The 16,096-nt window shown below is 70.5% G+C and carries 13 protein-coding genes; 2 read left to right on the top strand and 11 right to left on the bottom strand.

Features of this window, described 5'->3' with window-relative positions; all coding sequences use genetic code 11:
- Nucleotides 1-777, bottom strand: a complete 777-nt coding sequence (locus tag UG56_RS22095) for an LLM class F420-dependent oxidoreductase (RefSeq protein WP_045548201.1) — start codon at nt 775-777, stop codon at nt 1-3.
- 103 nt (nt 778-880) lie between these two features.
- Between UG56_RS22095 and UG56_RS22090 the strand changes: the two genes are divergently transcribed.
- Nucleotides 881-2,161, top strand: coding sequence for a uracil-xanthine permease family protein (locus tag UG56_RS22090; protein ID WP_045548200.1), 1,281 nt, complete (start codon nt 881-883; stop codon nt 2,159-2,161).
- A gap of 59 nt (nt 2,162-2,220) precedes the next feature.
- Here UG56_RS22090 and UG56_RS22085 read toward each other — a convergent pair whose 3' ends face one another.
- The 4 genes from UG56_RS22085 to hemQ form a co-directional block, all read right to left on the bottom strand.
- On the bottom strand, nt 2,221-2,793 hold the full coding sequence (locus UG56_RS22085) for a hypothetical protein (RefSeq protein ID WP_052693417.1): 573 nt from the start codon (nt 2,791-2,793) through the stop codon (nt 2,221-2,223).
- A 9-nt stretch (nt 2,794-2,802) separates the two neighbouring features.
- Nucleotides 2,803-6,531, bottom strand: coding sequence for an RHS repeat-associated core domain-containing protein (locus UG56_RS22080; protein WP_045548199.1), 3,729 nt, complete (start codon nt 6,529-6,531; stop codon nt 2,803-2,805).
- Between the two features lie 10 nt (nt 6,532-6,541).
- A complete protein-coding gene (locus tag UG56_RS22075) occupies nt 6,542-7,249 on the bottom strand; it encodes a WXG100-like domain-containing protein (protein WP_052693414.1) in 708 nt (235 codons plus the stop codon).
- 149 nt (nt 7,250-7,398) lie between these two features.
- Nucleotides 7,399-8,118 carry a hydrogen peroxide-dependent heme synthase gene (hemQ, locus tag UG56_RS22070; RefSeq protein ID WP_045548198.1) on the bottom strand — a complete coding sequence of 240 codons (720 nt, stop codon included), beginning with the start codon at nt 8,116-8,118 and terminating at the stop codon, nt 7,399-7,401.
- Between the two features lie 58 nt (nt 8,119-8,176).
- Between hemQ and UG56_RS22065 the strand changes: the two genes are divergently transcribed.
- Nucleotides 8,177-9,130 (top strand): alpha/beta hydrolase, encoded by a 954-nt coding sequence (locus UG56_RS22065; RefSeq protein WP_045548197.1) that lies wholly within the window; start codon nt 8,177-8,179, stop codon nt 9,128-9,130.
- A 79-nt stretch (nt 9,131-9,209) separates the two neighbouring features.
- Here UG56_RS22065 and hemG read toward each other — a convergent pair whose 3' ends face one another.
- The 6 genes from hemG to sfnG form a co-directional block, all read right to left on the bottom strand.
- Nucleotides 9,210-10,514 carry a protoporphyrinogen oxidase gene (gene hemG / locus UG56_RS22060; RefSeq protein WP_052693412.1) on the bottom strand — a complete coding sequence of 435 codons (1,305 nt, stop codon included), beginning with the start codon at nt 10,512-10,514 and terminating at the stop codon, nt 9,210-9,212.
- A 165-nt stretch (nt 10,515-10,679) separates the two neighbouring features.
- The gene (locus tag UG56_RS22055) at nt 10,680-11,177 is read right to left on the bottom strand and encodes a flavin reductase family protein (protein WP_045548195.1); all 498 of its coding nucleotides are present in this window, start codon (nt 11,175-11,177) and stop codon (nt 10,680-10,682) included.
- Entirely contained in the window at nt 11,177-12,520 is a 1,344-nt protein-coding gene (locus UG56_RS22050) for an MFS transporter (protein ID WP_045548194.1), read from the bottom strand. Before UG56_RS22050 ends, UG56_RS22055 begins: the two co-directional genes overlap by 1 nt.
- Before the next feature lie 8 nt (nt 12,521-12,528).
- Nucleotides 12,529-13,677, bottom strand: a complete 1,149-nt coding sequence (locus UG56_RS22045; protein WP_045548193.1) for an LLM class flavin-dependent oxidoreductase — start codon at nt 13,675-13,677, stop codon at nt 12,529-12,531.
- A 29-nt stretch (nt 13,678-13,706) separates the two neighbouring features.
- Nucleotides 13,707-14,915 (bottom strand): SfnB family sulfur acquisition oxidoreductase, encoded by a 1,209-nt coding sequence (locus UG56_RS22040; protein ID WP_045548192.1) that lies wholly within the window; start codon nt 14,913-14,915, stop codon nt 13,707-13,709.
- Complete coding sequence (gene sfnG / locus UG56_RS22035) at nt 14,912-16,018, bottom strand: dimethylsulfone monooxygenase SfnG (protein WP_045548191.1); 1,107 nt, start codon at nt 16,016-16,018, stop codon at nt 14,912-14,914. Before sfnG ends, UG56_RS22040 begins: the two co-directional genes overlap by 4 nt.
- Between the last annotated feature and the right edge of the window lie 78 nt (nt 16,019-16,096).

The following is a 16,096-nucleotide window of genomic DNA, read 5'->3' as shown; positions in this document are numbered from 1 at the left end:
TCAGCCGACCGAGTCGCGCCAGGCGACCAGGTCCTCCAGGGGCTTGAGGTCGTAGTCGGGGCCGCCGACACCGTAGGTGAACAGCCGGGCACCGGCGTCGTAGAGCGGCTTGGCGGCCTCGGCGCTGTCGGCCGCGGTCGAGACCTCGATCTCGGTCACGTCGCGGCCGATCGCCTCGCAGTGACCGGCGAGGATGCCGCGCTTGCGCTCGAGGGTCTCCACGTCGGAGAAGGAGTGCCAGATGTCGGCGTGCTTCGCGACGTACTTCAGGGTCTTCTTCTCCCCACCGCCGCCGATCATGACCGGGATCTTCCCCGAGCCCGATCGGCCCAGCGGTGCGGGGTTGAGCTCGGACCAGCGCTTCTCGATGCGGGGAAGCGCCTCACCGAGCGCGTCGAGGCGCGAGCCGGCGGTGCCGAAGTCGTAGCCGTACTCGGTGTAGTCGCGCTCGAACCAGCCCGAGCCGATCCCGAAGATCAGCCGGCCCTCGGAGATGTGGTCGACGGTGCGGGCCATGTCGGCGAGCAGCTCGGGGTTGCGGTAGGAGTTGCAGGTCACCAGGCAGCCGATCTCGACGCGCGTGGTCTGCTCGGCCCAGGCCGCGAGCATGGTCCACGCCTCGAAGTGCTTGCCGTCGGGCTCTCCGTAGAGCGGGTAGAAGTGGTCCCAGTTGAAGATCACGTCGACGCCGATCTCCTCCGCGCGGCGTGCGGCCTCGCGGATCTGGGCGTAGTCGGCGTGCTGGGGCTGGATCTGGACTCCGATGCGGATGGTCATGTGTCCAACCCTACGGAGCATATGGCTTCCGTCCTCGCGTGAATCGGCCCTATCGTTCGGCGAGCGGCGGATCGAGCCGTACGAGAGCTGAAGAGGGTGCGAGATGCGATTCGGTTGGGACCTGCACGAAGACGGCAAGAACGTACGTGAGGGCGCGATCGTCAAGCCCGGCGAACGGCTGAGCTGGCCCCGGACGATCGGCTTCGGCGGTCAGCACGTGGTCGCCATGTTCGGCGCCACGTTCCTGGTGCCGCTGCTGACCGGCTTCCCGCCGACCACCACCCTGTTCTTCTCCGGCCTCGGCACGCTGCTGTTCCTGCTCATCACGCGCAACCGGCTGCCCTCTTATCTCGGCTCGTCCTTCGCCTTCATCGCGCCGATCGGGGCTGCGATGGGTGGCGGCGGGATGGGAGCGGCGCTCTTCGGGATCCTGGTCACCGGTGCGCTGCTGGCGCTGGTCGGGGTGATCGTGATGATCACCGGCACCAGGTGGATCGAGGTGCTGATGCCGCCGGTGGTGACCGGTGCCATCGTCGCGCTGATCGGCCTCAACCTGGCCGGCGCGGCCACCAACAACGTGGTCGGCGGTGACCCGGCCAAGCCCGACAACGGCTCGGTGCTCGTCGCCGCGATCACCCTGGCGACCGTCCTCGTCGTCGCGGTCGCCTTCCGCGGCCTGATCGCCCGGCTCTCCATCCTGGTCGGCGTCGTCGTCGGCTACGTCGCCGCGCTGCTCCTGGGCCAGATCGACACCTCGGCCTTCGAGAAAGCCGCCTGGTTCGGGCTCCCCGACTTCGCCGCGCCGGACGTGACCTGGTCGGTCGTGCCGATGTTCCTGCCGGTCGTGCTCGTCCTCGTCGCCGAGAACGTCGGCCACGTGCGCAGCGTCGCCCACCTCGCCGGTGACGACACCATCAACCGTGAGACCGGCCGGGCCCTCTTCGCCGACGGCCTCGCCACCACCATCGCCGGTGGCTTCGGCGGCTCGGCGACCACGACGTACGGCGAGAACATCGGCGTCATGACCGCGACGCGGGTCTTCTCCACCGCCGCCTACTGGGTGGCCGGCGTGGTCGCGATCCTGCTGTCCCTGTCACCGAAGTTCGGGGCTCTCCTCAACACGATCCCGGCCGGCGTGCTCGGCGGGATCACCGTCGCGCTCTACGGCCTCATCGGCCTGATCGGCATCCGGATCTGGCTCGACAACCGGGTCGACTTCGCCGACCCGGTCAACCAGTTCACCGCCGCGGTCGCGCTGGTCATCGGCATCGGCAACCTCACCCTGACCTTCGGCGACCTCACCTTCACCGGCATCGCGCTCGGAACCATCGCGGCGGTCGTGATCTACCACGGGATGCGCGCGCTGGCGCGGCTGCGGAGGTAGTCGTGAAGCTGAGAGTGGCCTAGGGGGCACTCTCAGCTTCACAACCTCTGCCGAGCAGATCAGATGTTCATCGGATCGGGGTGAGGCGTCGCGCCGGGAACGTCGGACCAGACCAACCGAACCTCGATGTCGTCCTCGCCCACCGCTTCGACGATCTTCTTCGCCGCCCATTCGTTCCAGAACACGAACTCCCGCGACTCCGGGATGCGGAACGCGGGAGCCGCTGTCGGGATCCGGTCCGGGACGAAGACGACTCGCTGGATGATCTCGAGCCAGCCCTCCGGCTCCGAGGAGCGCTCACGGTCCAAGCAGTCCACGAGATCCGTGGGCACGTACATCTCGTAGGCCCCGGTCCCCTCACCTCGCAGGTCGACCGGGATGAAGTATCCGTGTTCGCCGAACTCGTCCCGAACGGCATCCGCGACCCGTTTGCTGAGCACGGGGTATCCCTGGGCGAACGACGGAAACTCCGTACGCCGCAGCGACTCGTCGGACTCCCAGTAGGCGGCGATGGTCGCCGGCGGGTCCTTCGGGAACCCGTCGAACAGCCAGTTCGCGTAGGTCTGGTCCTGGACCAGCACGTGCAGAGCAGCGTCGTTGCCACGGGCGAGCATCGCGTAGACAGAGACCACCGGCCCAACCTATCCCGTCCACACCGAGCCGGGAGCCGGCGAGCCACCTGCGAGCTCGCTGGCCACCGCCCGGCCGATGACCCGCAGCTGGTTCTCCATCGCGGCGCCGATCTGATCGACGCTCGCTCCTCTGCGGATACCGGCCGACTCGATCTGGAGGAGGCTCTGCTCGACCCGCGTGAGGAAGTTGCCGCGGTGGGTGTAGTTGTGCGGCGAGGGGTGTCCCAGGGGCAGACCGTTCGCGGCGCCGTTGATGTCGACACCGTAGTAGTGCAGCAGCTGCCGCGCCCGCGCGCCCGGCGCCCAATGGCCGTTCGACGCCGTGGAGGGGACGATGTGAGCAGCGGCCTCGCCGGGCTGAGGCGGTCGTCCGTCCGCGTTCAGGTTGTCCCGTAGCTCCTGGGCGTTCTTCTTGCAGGCGCTCGGCGCCAGACCGAGCGGGTCGGCCCACATCAGTGGGTTGCGGACGTAGGTGTTCGGGTTGGGTGCCGGAAGGAGACCGAGCGGGTCCTGGCTGAGATAGCGGCCCGTGGCCGGGTCGTAGTAGCGCTGGTTGTTGTAGTACAGGCCGGTCTCGGCGTCGGCGTACTGACCGGCGAAGCGCAGCGGCGTCGGCGCCGAGGTGTCGTCGCGCGGGGCTCCCCAGATGGTCCGACGGGCATGCCAGACGAGCTCGGCGTCGGCGGTCAGCATCTCCGACGGCGCGCCCACGAGGTCGGTGACGATCGCGAAGAACCGGGCGTCCGCCTGGTCCTGGGTCAGCTCGACCTGGGCGAGGGCACGCTGGCCGTCGTGGGCCCATGCGGTGGTGCTCCCGTCGGCAGAGGTCTGCTCGACCATCGTGAGCCCGTCCCAGGCGAAGACGGTCTGCTCGACGATGGCACCGGCCTCGTCGTGGCGCCGCTTGGCGGTTCGGCGACCGAGTGCGTCGTAGACGTAGGTCCAGCGGGTGCCGTCGGGAGTTCGTACGGCCGCGAGACGGTCCTTGGCGTCCCACTCGTACAGCCACGTGTCCGGCTTGGCCGACAGCCGGGTCCGGGTGTGGCGGACGAGGCGTCCCTGGTCGTCGTAGGCGAAACGGCTGCGACCGGCACGGGCGAGGAGGTTGCCGTCGTACTCACGGCGTTCCGCGTCGCCACCGTCGGCGGCCGAGCGGGTGATGTTGCCGAGCGGGTCGTAGGAGTAGGACTCCGTCACCGAGCCGTCGAGCGCGACCGAGGTGATCTGGTCGGCGAGATCGAGCTCGAACCGTCGGGCGCCGGTGAGCCGGTCCTCGACCCCGATCAGACGACCCGCCGACGCGTAGGCGTAGGTGCGCTCCTGGAGCACATCCACCGGCGAGGAAGCAGCGGTGCGCTCGACGCGCTGGGTCAGGGGCTGACCCAGAAGGTCCCAGGTGTGCTCGAGGACGAGGTCGCCGGTCGTACGCCGGGTCTCGCGGCCGGCCAGGTCGTGCTCGAAGGCGATCTCGTGGCCGGCGACGGTCATCCGCTCCGGCGCGGGGCCGGCACCGTAGTCCCAGGTCGTCTCGACGCCCGCGGGCGTCGTACGCCGCGTCGGACGGCCCAGCGCGTCGTACTCCTTCACCAGCGTGCGACCGTTGATCGACTCTGCGAGCACCCGGCCGAGCGGGTCGCGTTCGATGACGAGATCGACGCCGAGGGAGGTCGCACGCAGGAGACGGCCGATCGGGTCGTACGCCATCGTGGTGGTCTGGTCGCCGGCCTGCTCGGAGACGACGTTGCCGAGGATGTCGTAGCCGTAGACCAGCCGCTGACCTGCGCCGTTGACCTGCTCGACCATCTGGCCGGCGGTGTCGTAGGTGTAGGTCAGCGTGCGGCCGTTGTAGTCGGTCTCGGTCGTGAGGCGACCGGCCTCGTCGTAGACGTAGGACCAGACCGAGCCCTGCGGGTTCGTCACCGAGGTGAGACGCAGCTCGGGGTCGTAGGTGTAGCGCGTGGTCGTGCCGTCGGGTGCCATCACCTCGGCAGGCATGTCGAAGTGGGTGAACCTGGTCATCGTGGTGCGACCGGCCGGGTCGGTGTAGGAGACCGGGTTGCCCTCGCCGTCGTACGTCCAGGTCTCCCTCGAGCCGTCGGGGAGGACCCGAGAGGCGAGCTGACCGTCGGCGGTCCACGAGTAGGCCGTGCGCGTGCCCAGGGCGTCCGTGCTGGCGACTACCCGCCCGAGGTGGTCGCGCTCGAACTCGGCCCAGCGGCCGTCGGGCTCGACGACCCGACGCGGCAGACCGGCCGCGTCGGTCTCGATGGTGCGGACCCGACCGAGGGGGTCGGTGACCGAGGCCAGATGACCGTCGGCGCCGTAACCGAACGAGGTGGTCGCACCGGTGGCGTCCGTGGTCGAGGTGCGTCGCCCGGCCTCGTCGTAGCCCAGCGTCGTCACCGAGCCGTCGGCCAGCGTCTGACGGGCCATCCGCGGCCCGGCAGGAGTGTCGACCCACTCCATCGTGACCTGGCTGCCGTCGGGACGGGTGACCTCGGTGAGATTCCCGGCGCCGTCGTAGACGAAGGTCGTGCGGCGGCCGAGCGGGTCGGTGCGGGCGAGGAGCTGGTTCTGCTCGCTCCACTCCGAGCTGGTCGCGCCGCCGAGCGGGTCGATGGTGGCGACGACCTGGAAGCGGGAGTTGATCTTGAAGACCGTGGCGAGGCCGCGGGAGTCGGTGACCCGGGTCTCACGCAGACCGCTCGCGTTGGGCTCTCCGTACTCGAAGGTGTTGCGCATGACGCCGTCCGAGCCGCCCTGACTGATACAACGGCCCTGCGCGTCGTACACGTAGTCGTAGACCGTGCCGTTGCGGTCGACCCAGCGGGTCAGACGGTGCTGGTCGTAGGCGAACTCCATCTCCTCGCCGGAGCCGTTGACGACCCCGGCCAGGTCACCGTCGGCGTCGTAGCGGTAGCCCGCCACCTGCACCGCGTCGGCGCCGTCGGGCCGGGTCACCGACAACCCGGTGACCCGGTCTCCGCCGGTGGCCACCTGCACCCGGTAGCCGGCGCTGTGGGTGACCTCCGTGGGAGCACCCAGCTCGTCGCGCGCAAACCGGATCCGATCACCCGAGGCGTTCGTGATCGACGACAGCCACGCAGTGCCACCCGGGCCGCCGATGCCGGCGTAGTGGCGGGTCTCGCCGGTCGTCTCGTCGAGCAGGTGATACTCACCGGCCTCGCTGACCTGCAGCCGCAGCGCCCCGCCCGCGACCGGCCGGGTCCACTCGCCGGGCCTGAGGTTCTTGAAGACATGGGCCCTGGTGTCCGCGGCCACCACGACCGCCGAACGCCGCCCGACCAGGTCGGTGTGGACGTCGATCCGCTCGTCGAACGTCGAGGACCACGACGGGCCGAACCAATGGCCGTAGGTCCAGTCGCTCGAATGCTTCCGGCTCAGGATCAGCGGGAGGTCACCCGGGAGCGTCAGGTCGTTCCACTGGAGGAAGACCGCGCCCGTGGCCACGTCGACCGGGTCACCACAGCCCTGCTGGTCCCGGCCTCCGTCGCGCGAGGAGCCGTCCGTGGTCGTGGAGTCGCGGGTGTTGCCACCCGGACGGTCGGAGCCGGAGCGCGCCATGTCGCTGTCGAGGTCGCGACGGGCATCCGCGTGCTTCCGGATCCCGTCGGCGACGTCGTCGGCGTTCTTCTTCAGCGCGTGTCCGACGTCCCGGAGAGCCTTGGTCGCCGCCTCGCGGAGCTCCTCGACGACGTCATCCATCTTTCTGGCCATCGAGGTACTCCTAGGACTGGAAGAAGGGCAGGTCGGACACTTCGGCGGCGAACGTGGCACAGAGCTCGTACTGGTCCGCGCCGCAGTCGTTGAGCGCGGAGGCGATCTGCTCCATCACGTCGTAGCTGAGCTCGGTCGCCGCGGTCGCGTCGCCGTCGGTCACCAACGGGGCCTCCGCGATCGAGATGGCGAGCTCGGCGATCGTGCCGGTCAACGGCTCGATCACCATGGAGGCGAGCTGGCCGATCAGCTCCTCCATCGCGAGGTCGGTGGCGATGTCGAGCGCCTTCTTCCGCACCGCGATGAGTGCGGCGTTGCCGGCGACGCTGAGGCCGGCGGTGACCACGGCGGTCGCCGCGGCCGCCGCGATCTGGGCGGCCGTGATCGTCAGCTCGGCGATCACCTTCACCTTCAGCGCGACGATGGCGTCGGCGGCGATGTCGATCCCGGTCGCGACCCCCGGCAGCGCGTCGAGCACCGCGTCCATGTTGGAGGTGCGGTTCTCGGTCCAGGCCCGGATCAGCGCGTTGGTCGACTGCGCCTTGGCTCCGTCGCCGAGCTCGTTGACCCGGACCTGCAGGTCATCGAGGGTGCCCCGCAGGTCCGCCTCCAGGCCGCGCACCAGCTGTGCGGCGTCACGGACCGCGTCCTCGTCGACGTTCGGCCACTCGTAACCGAGCAGGTCGAGAACGAAGTCCAGCTCTCCCGGGATCGTCATCCCCACACTTCTGCCCTCCCGCGGTCGTTCGGAGATCAGGCGACCATGACGGGATCGGCAATCGAACCCGAGCACGAGCCACCGCGACGGAAAAGGCTAGTGGAGGCGTACGGGGGCGGACAGCGAATTTCCCGGACGCGTCCGAGGGGTCAGGGAAGCCGCTCCAGGAGGTCGGCGACGTCGACGCGGGCACCGGTGTAGAACGGCACCTCCTCGCGTACGTGGCGGCGGGTCTCGGAGCCGCGGAGGTGGCGCATCAGGTCGACGATGCGGGAGAGGTCGTCGGCCTCGAAGGCCAGCATCCACTCGTAGTCGCCGAGGGCGAAGGAGGGGACGGTGTTGGCCCGGACGTCGGGGTAGTCGCGCGCCATCTGGCCGTGCTCGGCGAGGAGGCGGCGGCGCTCCTTGTCGTCGAGGAGGTACCACTCGTAGGAGCGGACGAACGGGTAGACCGCGACGTAGTCGTGGGTGCGCTCGTCGGCCAGGAACGCCGGCAGGTGGCTGCGGTTGAACTCCGCGGGACGGTGCAGCGCCATCTGCGACCAGACCGGGACGAGGCGCGCACCGAAGGTGGTGCGGCGGATCCGGTGGTAGGCCGACTGGAGCTTGTCGGAGGAGTCGGCGTGGAGCCAGAACATCACGTCGGCGTCGGCGCGCAGGCCGGCCACGTCGTAGGTGCCACGCACCACGATGTCCTCCTCGGCGAAGGCCGCGAAGAGCTCCTCGACCTCGACCGCCTCGGCCTTGCGGTCGGCGTCGCCGAGCGTCTCCTCGAGGGAGAAGACCGACCACATCGTGTAGCGGATGGTCTCGTTGAGCTCGTTGATCTTGGCTGCGTTGGACTTGATGTCGGCCTGGGGGTCGGTCATGCCCCCATTTTGCGCCAAGGCCGGTCACCGGGTGCCCACCGGGCTCTATGGTGAGCGCATGCTGCCGCTGCGTACCCGCATCTTCGCCTTCCTCCAGGAGCGCCTGGTCAAGACGCCGCTGAACGCCGAGGAGATGATCGCCCTGCGCGCCCAGCGCGAGGGATTCCGCACCGGACCCGTCACCGCCTTCCTCTTCGGCCGTCCCGCGGACGTCGAGACCCGGGAGACGTACGTCGACGGGCGCCGTTTCGCGATCTACACGCCTCGCGGCGTCGGCGAGGCCGCGCCGGTCGTCATCAACTACCACGGCGGCGGCTGGTGCCTGGGCACACCGGAGCAGAGCGCGTGGGTCTCCTCGCACGTGGCCGCCGAGACCGGGTCGATCGTGGTCGCGCCGTCCTATCGGCTGGCCCCCGAGCATCCGTTCCCGGCCGCCGTCGAGGATGCCTGGTCCGCCCTGGAGTGGGTCGCGAAGCACGCTGCCGACCTGGGCGGGGACCCGTCCCGGATCGCGGTGATGGGCGACAGCGCCGGCGGCAACCTGGCGGCGGTGGTCTCGCTGATGGCTCGTGACGGGGGCGGACCCTCGGTGCGGGCGCAGGTGCTGATCTACCCGGCGGTGGAGATGTATGAGAAGTTCCCCTCCGAGGCGGCCAACGCCAACGGGCCGGTGCTCACCTCGACACAGATGAGCACGTTCGGCCACCTCTACATGGGCGAGCGCTACGGCGACGAGTCCTGGCAGGCCTCTCCCATGCGCGCCGCGTCGCACGCCGACCTGCCGCCGGCCCACATCATCACCGCGCTGCACGACCCGATCCGCGACCACGGCACCCGCTATGCGGAGGCGCTGCGTGCCGCCGGCACCCCGGTCTCGCTGGTCGACTACGACACCGCGTTCCACGGGTTCATGTCGCTGCCCGGGGTCGCGCCGGCTGCGCCCGAGGCGCTCGCGGGGATCGTCGCGTTCCTGCGGGATGTCGACCGAGGTGACTCGGTCAGCGGCCACTGACGTCGCGGAGTTCCACGAGGTCAGTAAGGCCTCGCCGAGTCACCCTTCGACAAGCTCAGGACATCGCCTCGGTGAGCATTCACCCGATCTCGGCCGCGGCGCGGTGGGCCGAGCCGATCGTGGCCGGGATGCCGACGCCGTCGTAGGAGGCGCCGGCCAGAGCGAGACCGGACACCCCGCGGAGCCCTTGGCGGATCCTGGCGACGCGGTCGAGATGGCCGACCGGATACTGCGGGAGCGCGTCGGGCCAGCGCTGGACGTGCACGTCGGTCGGCGCGGCGGTGATGCCGACGATCTGCTCGAGGGCAGCCAACGAGTCGGCGATCAGCCGGTCGTCGTCGTCCGAGGGCGGCTCGCCGTGGCGCCCGACGGAGGTACGCAGGTAGTTGCCGCGCTCCCCCACCCACGCCCACTTGGCGAAGGAGAAGGTGGAGGCCTTGATCGCACACTCCTCGACCGGAGGGACCAGGAACCCGGACCTGCCGGCCAGCTCCGCGGGGAGCTCGGGGAAGGCGAAGGTGAGCACCGCGACGCTCGCGGTCTCGATCGCGGACAGCTCGCGCGCGACCGCCGGGGCGGTCGAGCGGAGCAGCTTCGCGGCGACCGGGGCGGGGGTCGCGACCACCACGGCGTCGGCGGCCTCGACCTCGTCCCCCATCTCGATCAGGAAGCCCTGAGGGGTCCGGGTGACGGTGTCGACCGGGGTGTCGAACCGGACGTCGAGACCCTCGGCGAGGGTCTCGGGAAACCGGGACATCCCGCCGTCGATCCCGGCGAAGACCGGCACGTCGGAGGTCGGCAGCGCGGCGGCGGCCTCCAGCAGCGACCCCTTCTCGGCCAGCATGAACAGCTGCGGGGCGGCCGCCTTCACCGAGATCGCGCGGGCGTGGCCGGCGTAGACGCCCGCCAGCAACGGGTCCGCCAGGCGGTCGGCCGTCTCGTCCCCGAAACGGGACGCGATGAAGTCACCGACCGAGATGTCCTCGTCCGTCTTCGCAGGTGGGAGCGTGGGTTCGCGGCGTACGACCTCCAGGGTCTCCTCGGAGAGGAGACCGGCCGACTCCAGCGCGGGCAGGTCGAGGGGTACGCCCATGATCGAGCGCGGGATCGGCCGCAGCGCGCCGCGCGACCAGATCGACGACTTCGCATCCGTCGGGTGCACGACCTCGAGCCCGAGCTCCCGGGCCAGCGAGACGCCTTCCGGGCGGCGGTTGAGCATCGCCTCGGCACCGACGTCGACCAGCTGCCCGGCGACGGACTCCCCGCGGATCTTTCCCCCGACCCGGTCCGAGGCCTCCAGCACCGTGACCCGGTGCCCCTTCTGCGACAGGTCGCGGGCCGCGGTCAGCCCGGCGATCCCCGCTCCGACGACGATGACACGCACACCAGCAGTCTCCCACCCATGCCTGAGGCGATGCTGATGAGGTCTGCTGGCCAGGTGAACCCCGCCGAGGCGTCACCCCCGTCGGCCGAGTGGGCACCGCGATGCCAACTCGGCCGACGTACGTGACGTCTCGGCCGACGTAGCCGACGGCTCGGCGGGATCGGGTCAGCTGGCCAGCTTGCCGAAGTTGGAGCGGTGGAAGACCAGGGGCTGGCCGGCGCCGTGGTCGGCGGCGTGGAGCTGGAGGAGTACGACGATGTGGTCGCCGGCCTCGACCTCGCGGTAGACGGTGCAGTCGAAGCGGGCGAGGCCCTCGTCCAGGGTCAGCGCTCCGTCGACGGTCTCGCTGACGACCAGCCCGTCGAACCGGGAGTCGACCGGGCCGGCGAGCTGGCGGCAGACCTCGCCGTGGTGCTCGGCGAGGACGGTGACGCCCAGGTGCGAGGAGCGGCGCAGGTCGGGCCAGGTCTTCGAGGTCCTGGCCACCGAGAACGAGACCAGCGGCGGGTCCAGGGACACCGAGGTGAACGAGGACGCGGCCAGGCCGACGGGGCGACCGTCGACGACGGCGGCGACCGCGACCACTCCGCTGGGGAAGACCCCGAAGGCCTGCCGCAGCGCGGCCGGGTCCAGATCCTGATTCGTACGCAGCGGACCGGACATCACGCCACCACCTCTCTCGCGGGCTCTGCCCGCGCCTCGTCCACCGCCGTGTCCCGCAGCCTCTCGCCACGGGTCTCCGGCAGCAGCCACATGCAGGTCAGACTGATCGCGGCGACCACGACGTTGTAGCCGGCCACCCACCACAGCGAGCGGTCATCGGAGAGCGCCACCAGGGCGGCCGCGATCAGCGGCGTCAGCCCGGAGGCCACCACTCCTGAGATCTGGTAGAGCGCGTTGAGCGCGGAGAACCGGTAGCGGGTGTCGAACAGCTCGCTCCAGAACGCCGCCAGCGGCCCGTAGACGGTGCCGTAGACCAGGCCCAGCCCACCGATGAAGGCCGCCACCGACGGCACCACCGCCCCGGACTGGACCGCGGCAGCGACCGGGAAGGCGATCACCAGGCCGAGGGCGGCCCCGACGGTGTAGACCGGGCGACGACCGAACCGGTCGCTCAGCGCTCCGGCGACGACGGTCGTGACCACCCCCAGCAGCGCGCCGGCCATGATCGCGTTCAGCACCACGGACCGGCTCAGGCCGGCGTCGGCCACGGCGTAGGAGAGCAGGAAGACCGAGTAGAGGTTGTAGGTGAACCCCTCCACGAAGCGGGTCCCCATCCCGAGCAGCAGCGTGCGCGGCTGACGCCGGAAGAGCTCGCCGACCGGCAGCTTGGAGACCTTCTTCTCCGCCTGCACCTCCTGGAACGACGGTGTCTCCATGATCGAGAGCCGGATCCAGGCGCCGATGGCGAGGAGCACGATCGAGATCAGGAAGCAGACCCGCCACCCCCATGCCAGGAACGCCGCGTCGGGCAGCTGCGAGGCAATCGCGAACGCTCCCGAGGCGAGCACCAGCCCGCCCGGCACGCCGATGTGCGCGAAGCTGCCGTAGAGCCCGCGCCGGCCGTGCGGCGCGAACTCGGTCGCGAGCAGCACCGCCCCGCCGTACTCGCCGCCGACGCCGATCCCCTGCAGGATCCGGAGCACCACGAGCGCGATCGGGGCGAGCACCCCGATGGAGTCGTACGTCGGGAGCAGCCCGACCAGGGACGTACCGACGCCCATGATCACGAGCGTCCAGATCAGCATGGTCTTGCGTCCGATCCGGTCGCCGAAGTGACCGAAGATCAGGCCGCCGACCGGGCGGGCCAGGAACCCGACGGCGAAGGTGCCGAAGGAGGCGAAGGTCGCGGCGGTGCCGCTGAGCCCGTTGAAGTAGAGCCTGTCGAAGACCAGGCCGGCGGCGGTGCCGTAGAGGAAGAAGTCGTACCACTCGATGGTGGCGCCGACGGATGCGGCGAGGGCGACCCGCTTCGGGTCGGCGGTGGCTTTGTGGGGGACGGACATGGGTTCTCCTACTGGGCGGCGGCGCCGAACGGCACCGCCGCTCCTCGGCCGACGACAGGGGCGGGGTGGGACCACAGGCCCCGGCGGGCGAGCTCGGGCAGGACGCCCTCGCCGAACCAGTAGGACTCCTCCAGGTGCGGGTAGCCCGAGAGCACGAACTCGGTGATCCCGACGGCGTGGTAGGCCTCGATCAGGTCGGCGATCTCGGTGTAGGAGCCGACCAGCGCGGTGCCGGCGCCGCCGCGGACCAGGCCGATGCCGGCCCACAGGTTGGGGTGGATCTCGAGCCCGTCGCGCGAGCCCTGGTTGAGCTCCAGCATCCGCCGCTGACCCTCCGAGACGCTGCGGGAGAGCCCGGCCTGGACGCGCTCGATGTCCTCGTCGGAGATGTTCTCGAGCAGCCGGTCGGCCTCGGCCCAGGCGGCCGAGGCGGTCTCGCGCGCGATCGAGTGCAGCCGGATCCCGAAGCGGAGCTCACGCCCGCGGTCGGCGGCCAGCTTCTGCACCCGGGCGATCTTCTCGGCGACCGCCGCCGGCGGCTCGCCCCAGGTCAGGTAGACGTCGGCGTGCTCGGCGGCGACCTCCAGCGCGGCCGGCGAGGAGCCACCGAAGTAGATGTCCGGGACCGGCGTCGGCCGCTGCTCGAGCCGGGCGTTCTCCACCGAGAGGTGCTTGCCGGAGAAGGTCACCGTCTCCCCCGCCCAGAGCCGGCGGACGATGTGCAGGAACTCCCCGCACCGCTCGTAGCGCTCGTCCTTGGCGAGGAAGTCGCCGTACATCCGCTGCTCGTGGTCCTCGCCGCCGGTGACGACGTTGAGGAGCAGCCGCTGCCCGGACAGGTTCTGGAAGGTGCCCGCCATCTGCGCGGCCAGGTAGGGCGAGACCGAGTCGGGCCGGAAGGCGACCAGGAACTTCAGCCGTTCGGAGAGCGAGCTGAGCATCGCGGTCGTCACCCAGGCGTCCTCGCACCACGCCCCGGTCGGCGTCAGCGCCGCCTCGAAGCCGAGCTGCTCGGCGCTGCGGGCGATCTGGCCGAGATAGGGCACCGTCGCGGGACGGCCGGCCGCCAGCGCGCTGACGCCGTGACCGCCGCCGATCACATGACGGCCGTCGCCGCCGTTGGTCGGGAGGAACCAGTGGAACGTGAGGGTGCTCATCACTGCCTTTCGCGTGGGATGTAGGGATGTCAGATCTGCCCGTGCCGAGGCGGCGGGGTGCGGTCGACGGCCCAGCGTCCGAGGTGCTGGACCTTCCAGGCGGCCGGGTCGTGCAAGGTGTGGGTGCGGGCGTTGCGCCAGTGGCGGTCGAGGTTGGTCGTCGTCAGGGCCGACCGGGCGCCGGAGACCTCGAGCAGGCGGCTGGTGACGTCGACCGAGACCTTGGCGGTCGACGCGCGGGCGGCCGCGACGGCGAGGCTCGCCTCCGCGGCCGACTTCTCGGTGAGGTCCGCGTCGGCCTCGTCCACGCGCCGCCCTGCCTCGGCGAGGAGCGCCTCGGCGCTGCGTACGGCCAGCTCCATCTCGCCGAAGGCCTGGACGACCAGCGGGTCCTGGGCGGCGGTCTCGGCGCCGGCGAGCGCGACCGCGTCGGCGTAGGGGCGGGACTTCGTGCACACGAACGTGGAGGCCTCGTCCAGAGCCCGCCGGGCGATCCCGGCGTCGATGGCCGCGTGCAGCAGCTGCGCGAAGGCGCCGTAGGTCGTCGGTACGTCGAAAGTGACCGCGAACGGCGTGATCCACTCCTCCGCGACCACGACGTCGGTGAGGCGCACGGTGCCGGACCCGGTCGTACGCTGCCCGACGGCGTCCCAGTCGTCGACGATCTCGACGCCGGGGCTCTCCGCGCGGACCCACGCCACCTGCAGCGGCCCGTCGACGTCACGTCGGGCGAGGACGGCGAGGTAGTCGGCGAAGAGCGAGCCGGTGCAGTAGAACTTCTCGCCGTTCAGCAACCACTCCCCCTCCTCCCGACCCGGCGTGAGCGTCGTCCGGATGTCGCGCACATGCTTCGTGCCGAACTCCGACTGTGCGTTGGCGACCAGCGCACCGGCCCGCACCTCGCTGTAGATCCGCTGCTGCTGCTCGCGCGTGCCGTTCAGCCGCAGCTGGTTGAGGAAGACGAAGTGGCTGTGCGGCACCTGGCCGACGTTGGGATCACCCCACGAGACCAGCCGGAACACCTCGGCCACGGACGTGGCCGGCAGCGCCGGGCCGCCGAACTCGAGCGGCACGGTGAGCGCGCCGAGCCCGGCGGCGGCGTACGCCCTGACCTGGTCGTGGGGCAGCGTTCTGCCCCGGTCGCGGGCGCCGTCGCCGAGCGCGAGCTCGTCGGCCAGCCGCCGCGCCACCACGGGCGCGGTCTCGGCATCGAGCAGGGAGATCTCCGTCGTGCTCAAGCCACGGGCTCCAGCTGCTGCGCCTCGAGCTCACGCACGAGCGGGAGCACCCGCTGGCCGAAGTACTCCACGTCCTCGAGGTAGTGCAGGAAGCCGCCGAGGATCAGGTCGGCCCCGGCCCGCTTGAGCTCCACGATCCGCTCCGCGACCTGCTCGGGCGTGCCGATCAGGCCGGTGCGGAAGCCGTCGTTGTACTGCACCAGGTCCTCGAAGGTGGAGTCCTGCCACATCCCGGTCTTGTCGCCGGTCGACTGCCCGGCCTGCTTGACCGCGGAGCCGAAGCCCTCGACGGCCTCACGGTCGGCCTTGTCGATGATCTCCCGGACGGTGTCGCGCGCCTCCTTCTCGGTGTCGCGGGCGACGATGAAGCCGTTGATGCCGAACCGGACCCGGCGACCCAGCGGCCCGGCGACCGCGTTGACGTCCTTGATCTGCGCGGCCAGGCCCTCGGGGGTGTTGCCGTTGGCGAAGTACCAGTCCGAGACCCGGCCGGCCATGCCCTTGGCATCGGAGGAATTGCCGCCCTGGAAGATCTCCGGGTGCGGCCGGCCCTCGCTGGCCAGCGGCTTGGGCTTGAGGTCGAAGTCGTGGAGCCGGTAGAAGTCGCCGTTGAGCTCGGCGGCGTCGCTGGTCCAGATCTCGCGCAGGTAGCGGATGAACTCCTCCGAGCGGCGGTAGCGCTCGCCGTGCTCGAGCCACGGCTCGCCGAGCTTGGTGAACTCGTCCTTGAACCACCCGGAGACCACGTTGACGGCCGCGCGGCCGCCGGAGATGTGGTCGGCGGTGGCCAGCCACTTGGCGAGCACGCCGGGCTGCCAGAGCCCCGGGTGGACGGCCGCGATCACCTTCAGCCGCTCGGTGGCCAGCAGGAGCGCGAGGGAGAACGAGGTCGACTCGTGCTGGTAGGCCGCGCCGTAGGAGGCGATGTAGCGCACCTGGGAGAGGGCGTACTCGAAGCCGTTCTTCTCGGCCAGCTGCGCGAGCTTCTTGTTGTAGTCGTAGCTCCAGTCGGTGCGCTGCTCGATCTTGCTCACCACCAGGCCGCCACTGACGTTGGGCACCCAGTAGGCGAACTTCAGGGGCTCGGTTGCCGGTGAAGTCATGCTGGTCTCCTTGGATCGCGAATGTCTATTAAACTTATCTGATTAAACAGATCGCGAGACCGGATCTCCCGATGTGGA

Source organism: Nocardioides luteus (assembly GCF_000960475.2).
Taxonomy (GTDB): Bacteria; Actinomycetota; Actinomycetes; order Propionibacteriales; family Nocardioidaceae; genus Nocardioides; species Nocardioides luteus_A.
The sequence above is the reverse complement of the archived record's forward strand: the minus strand, read 5'-3'. Positions and strand labels throughout refer to the sequence as shown.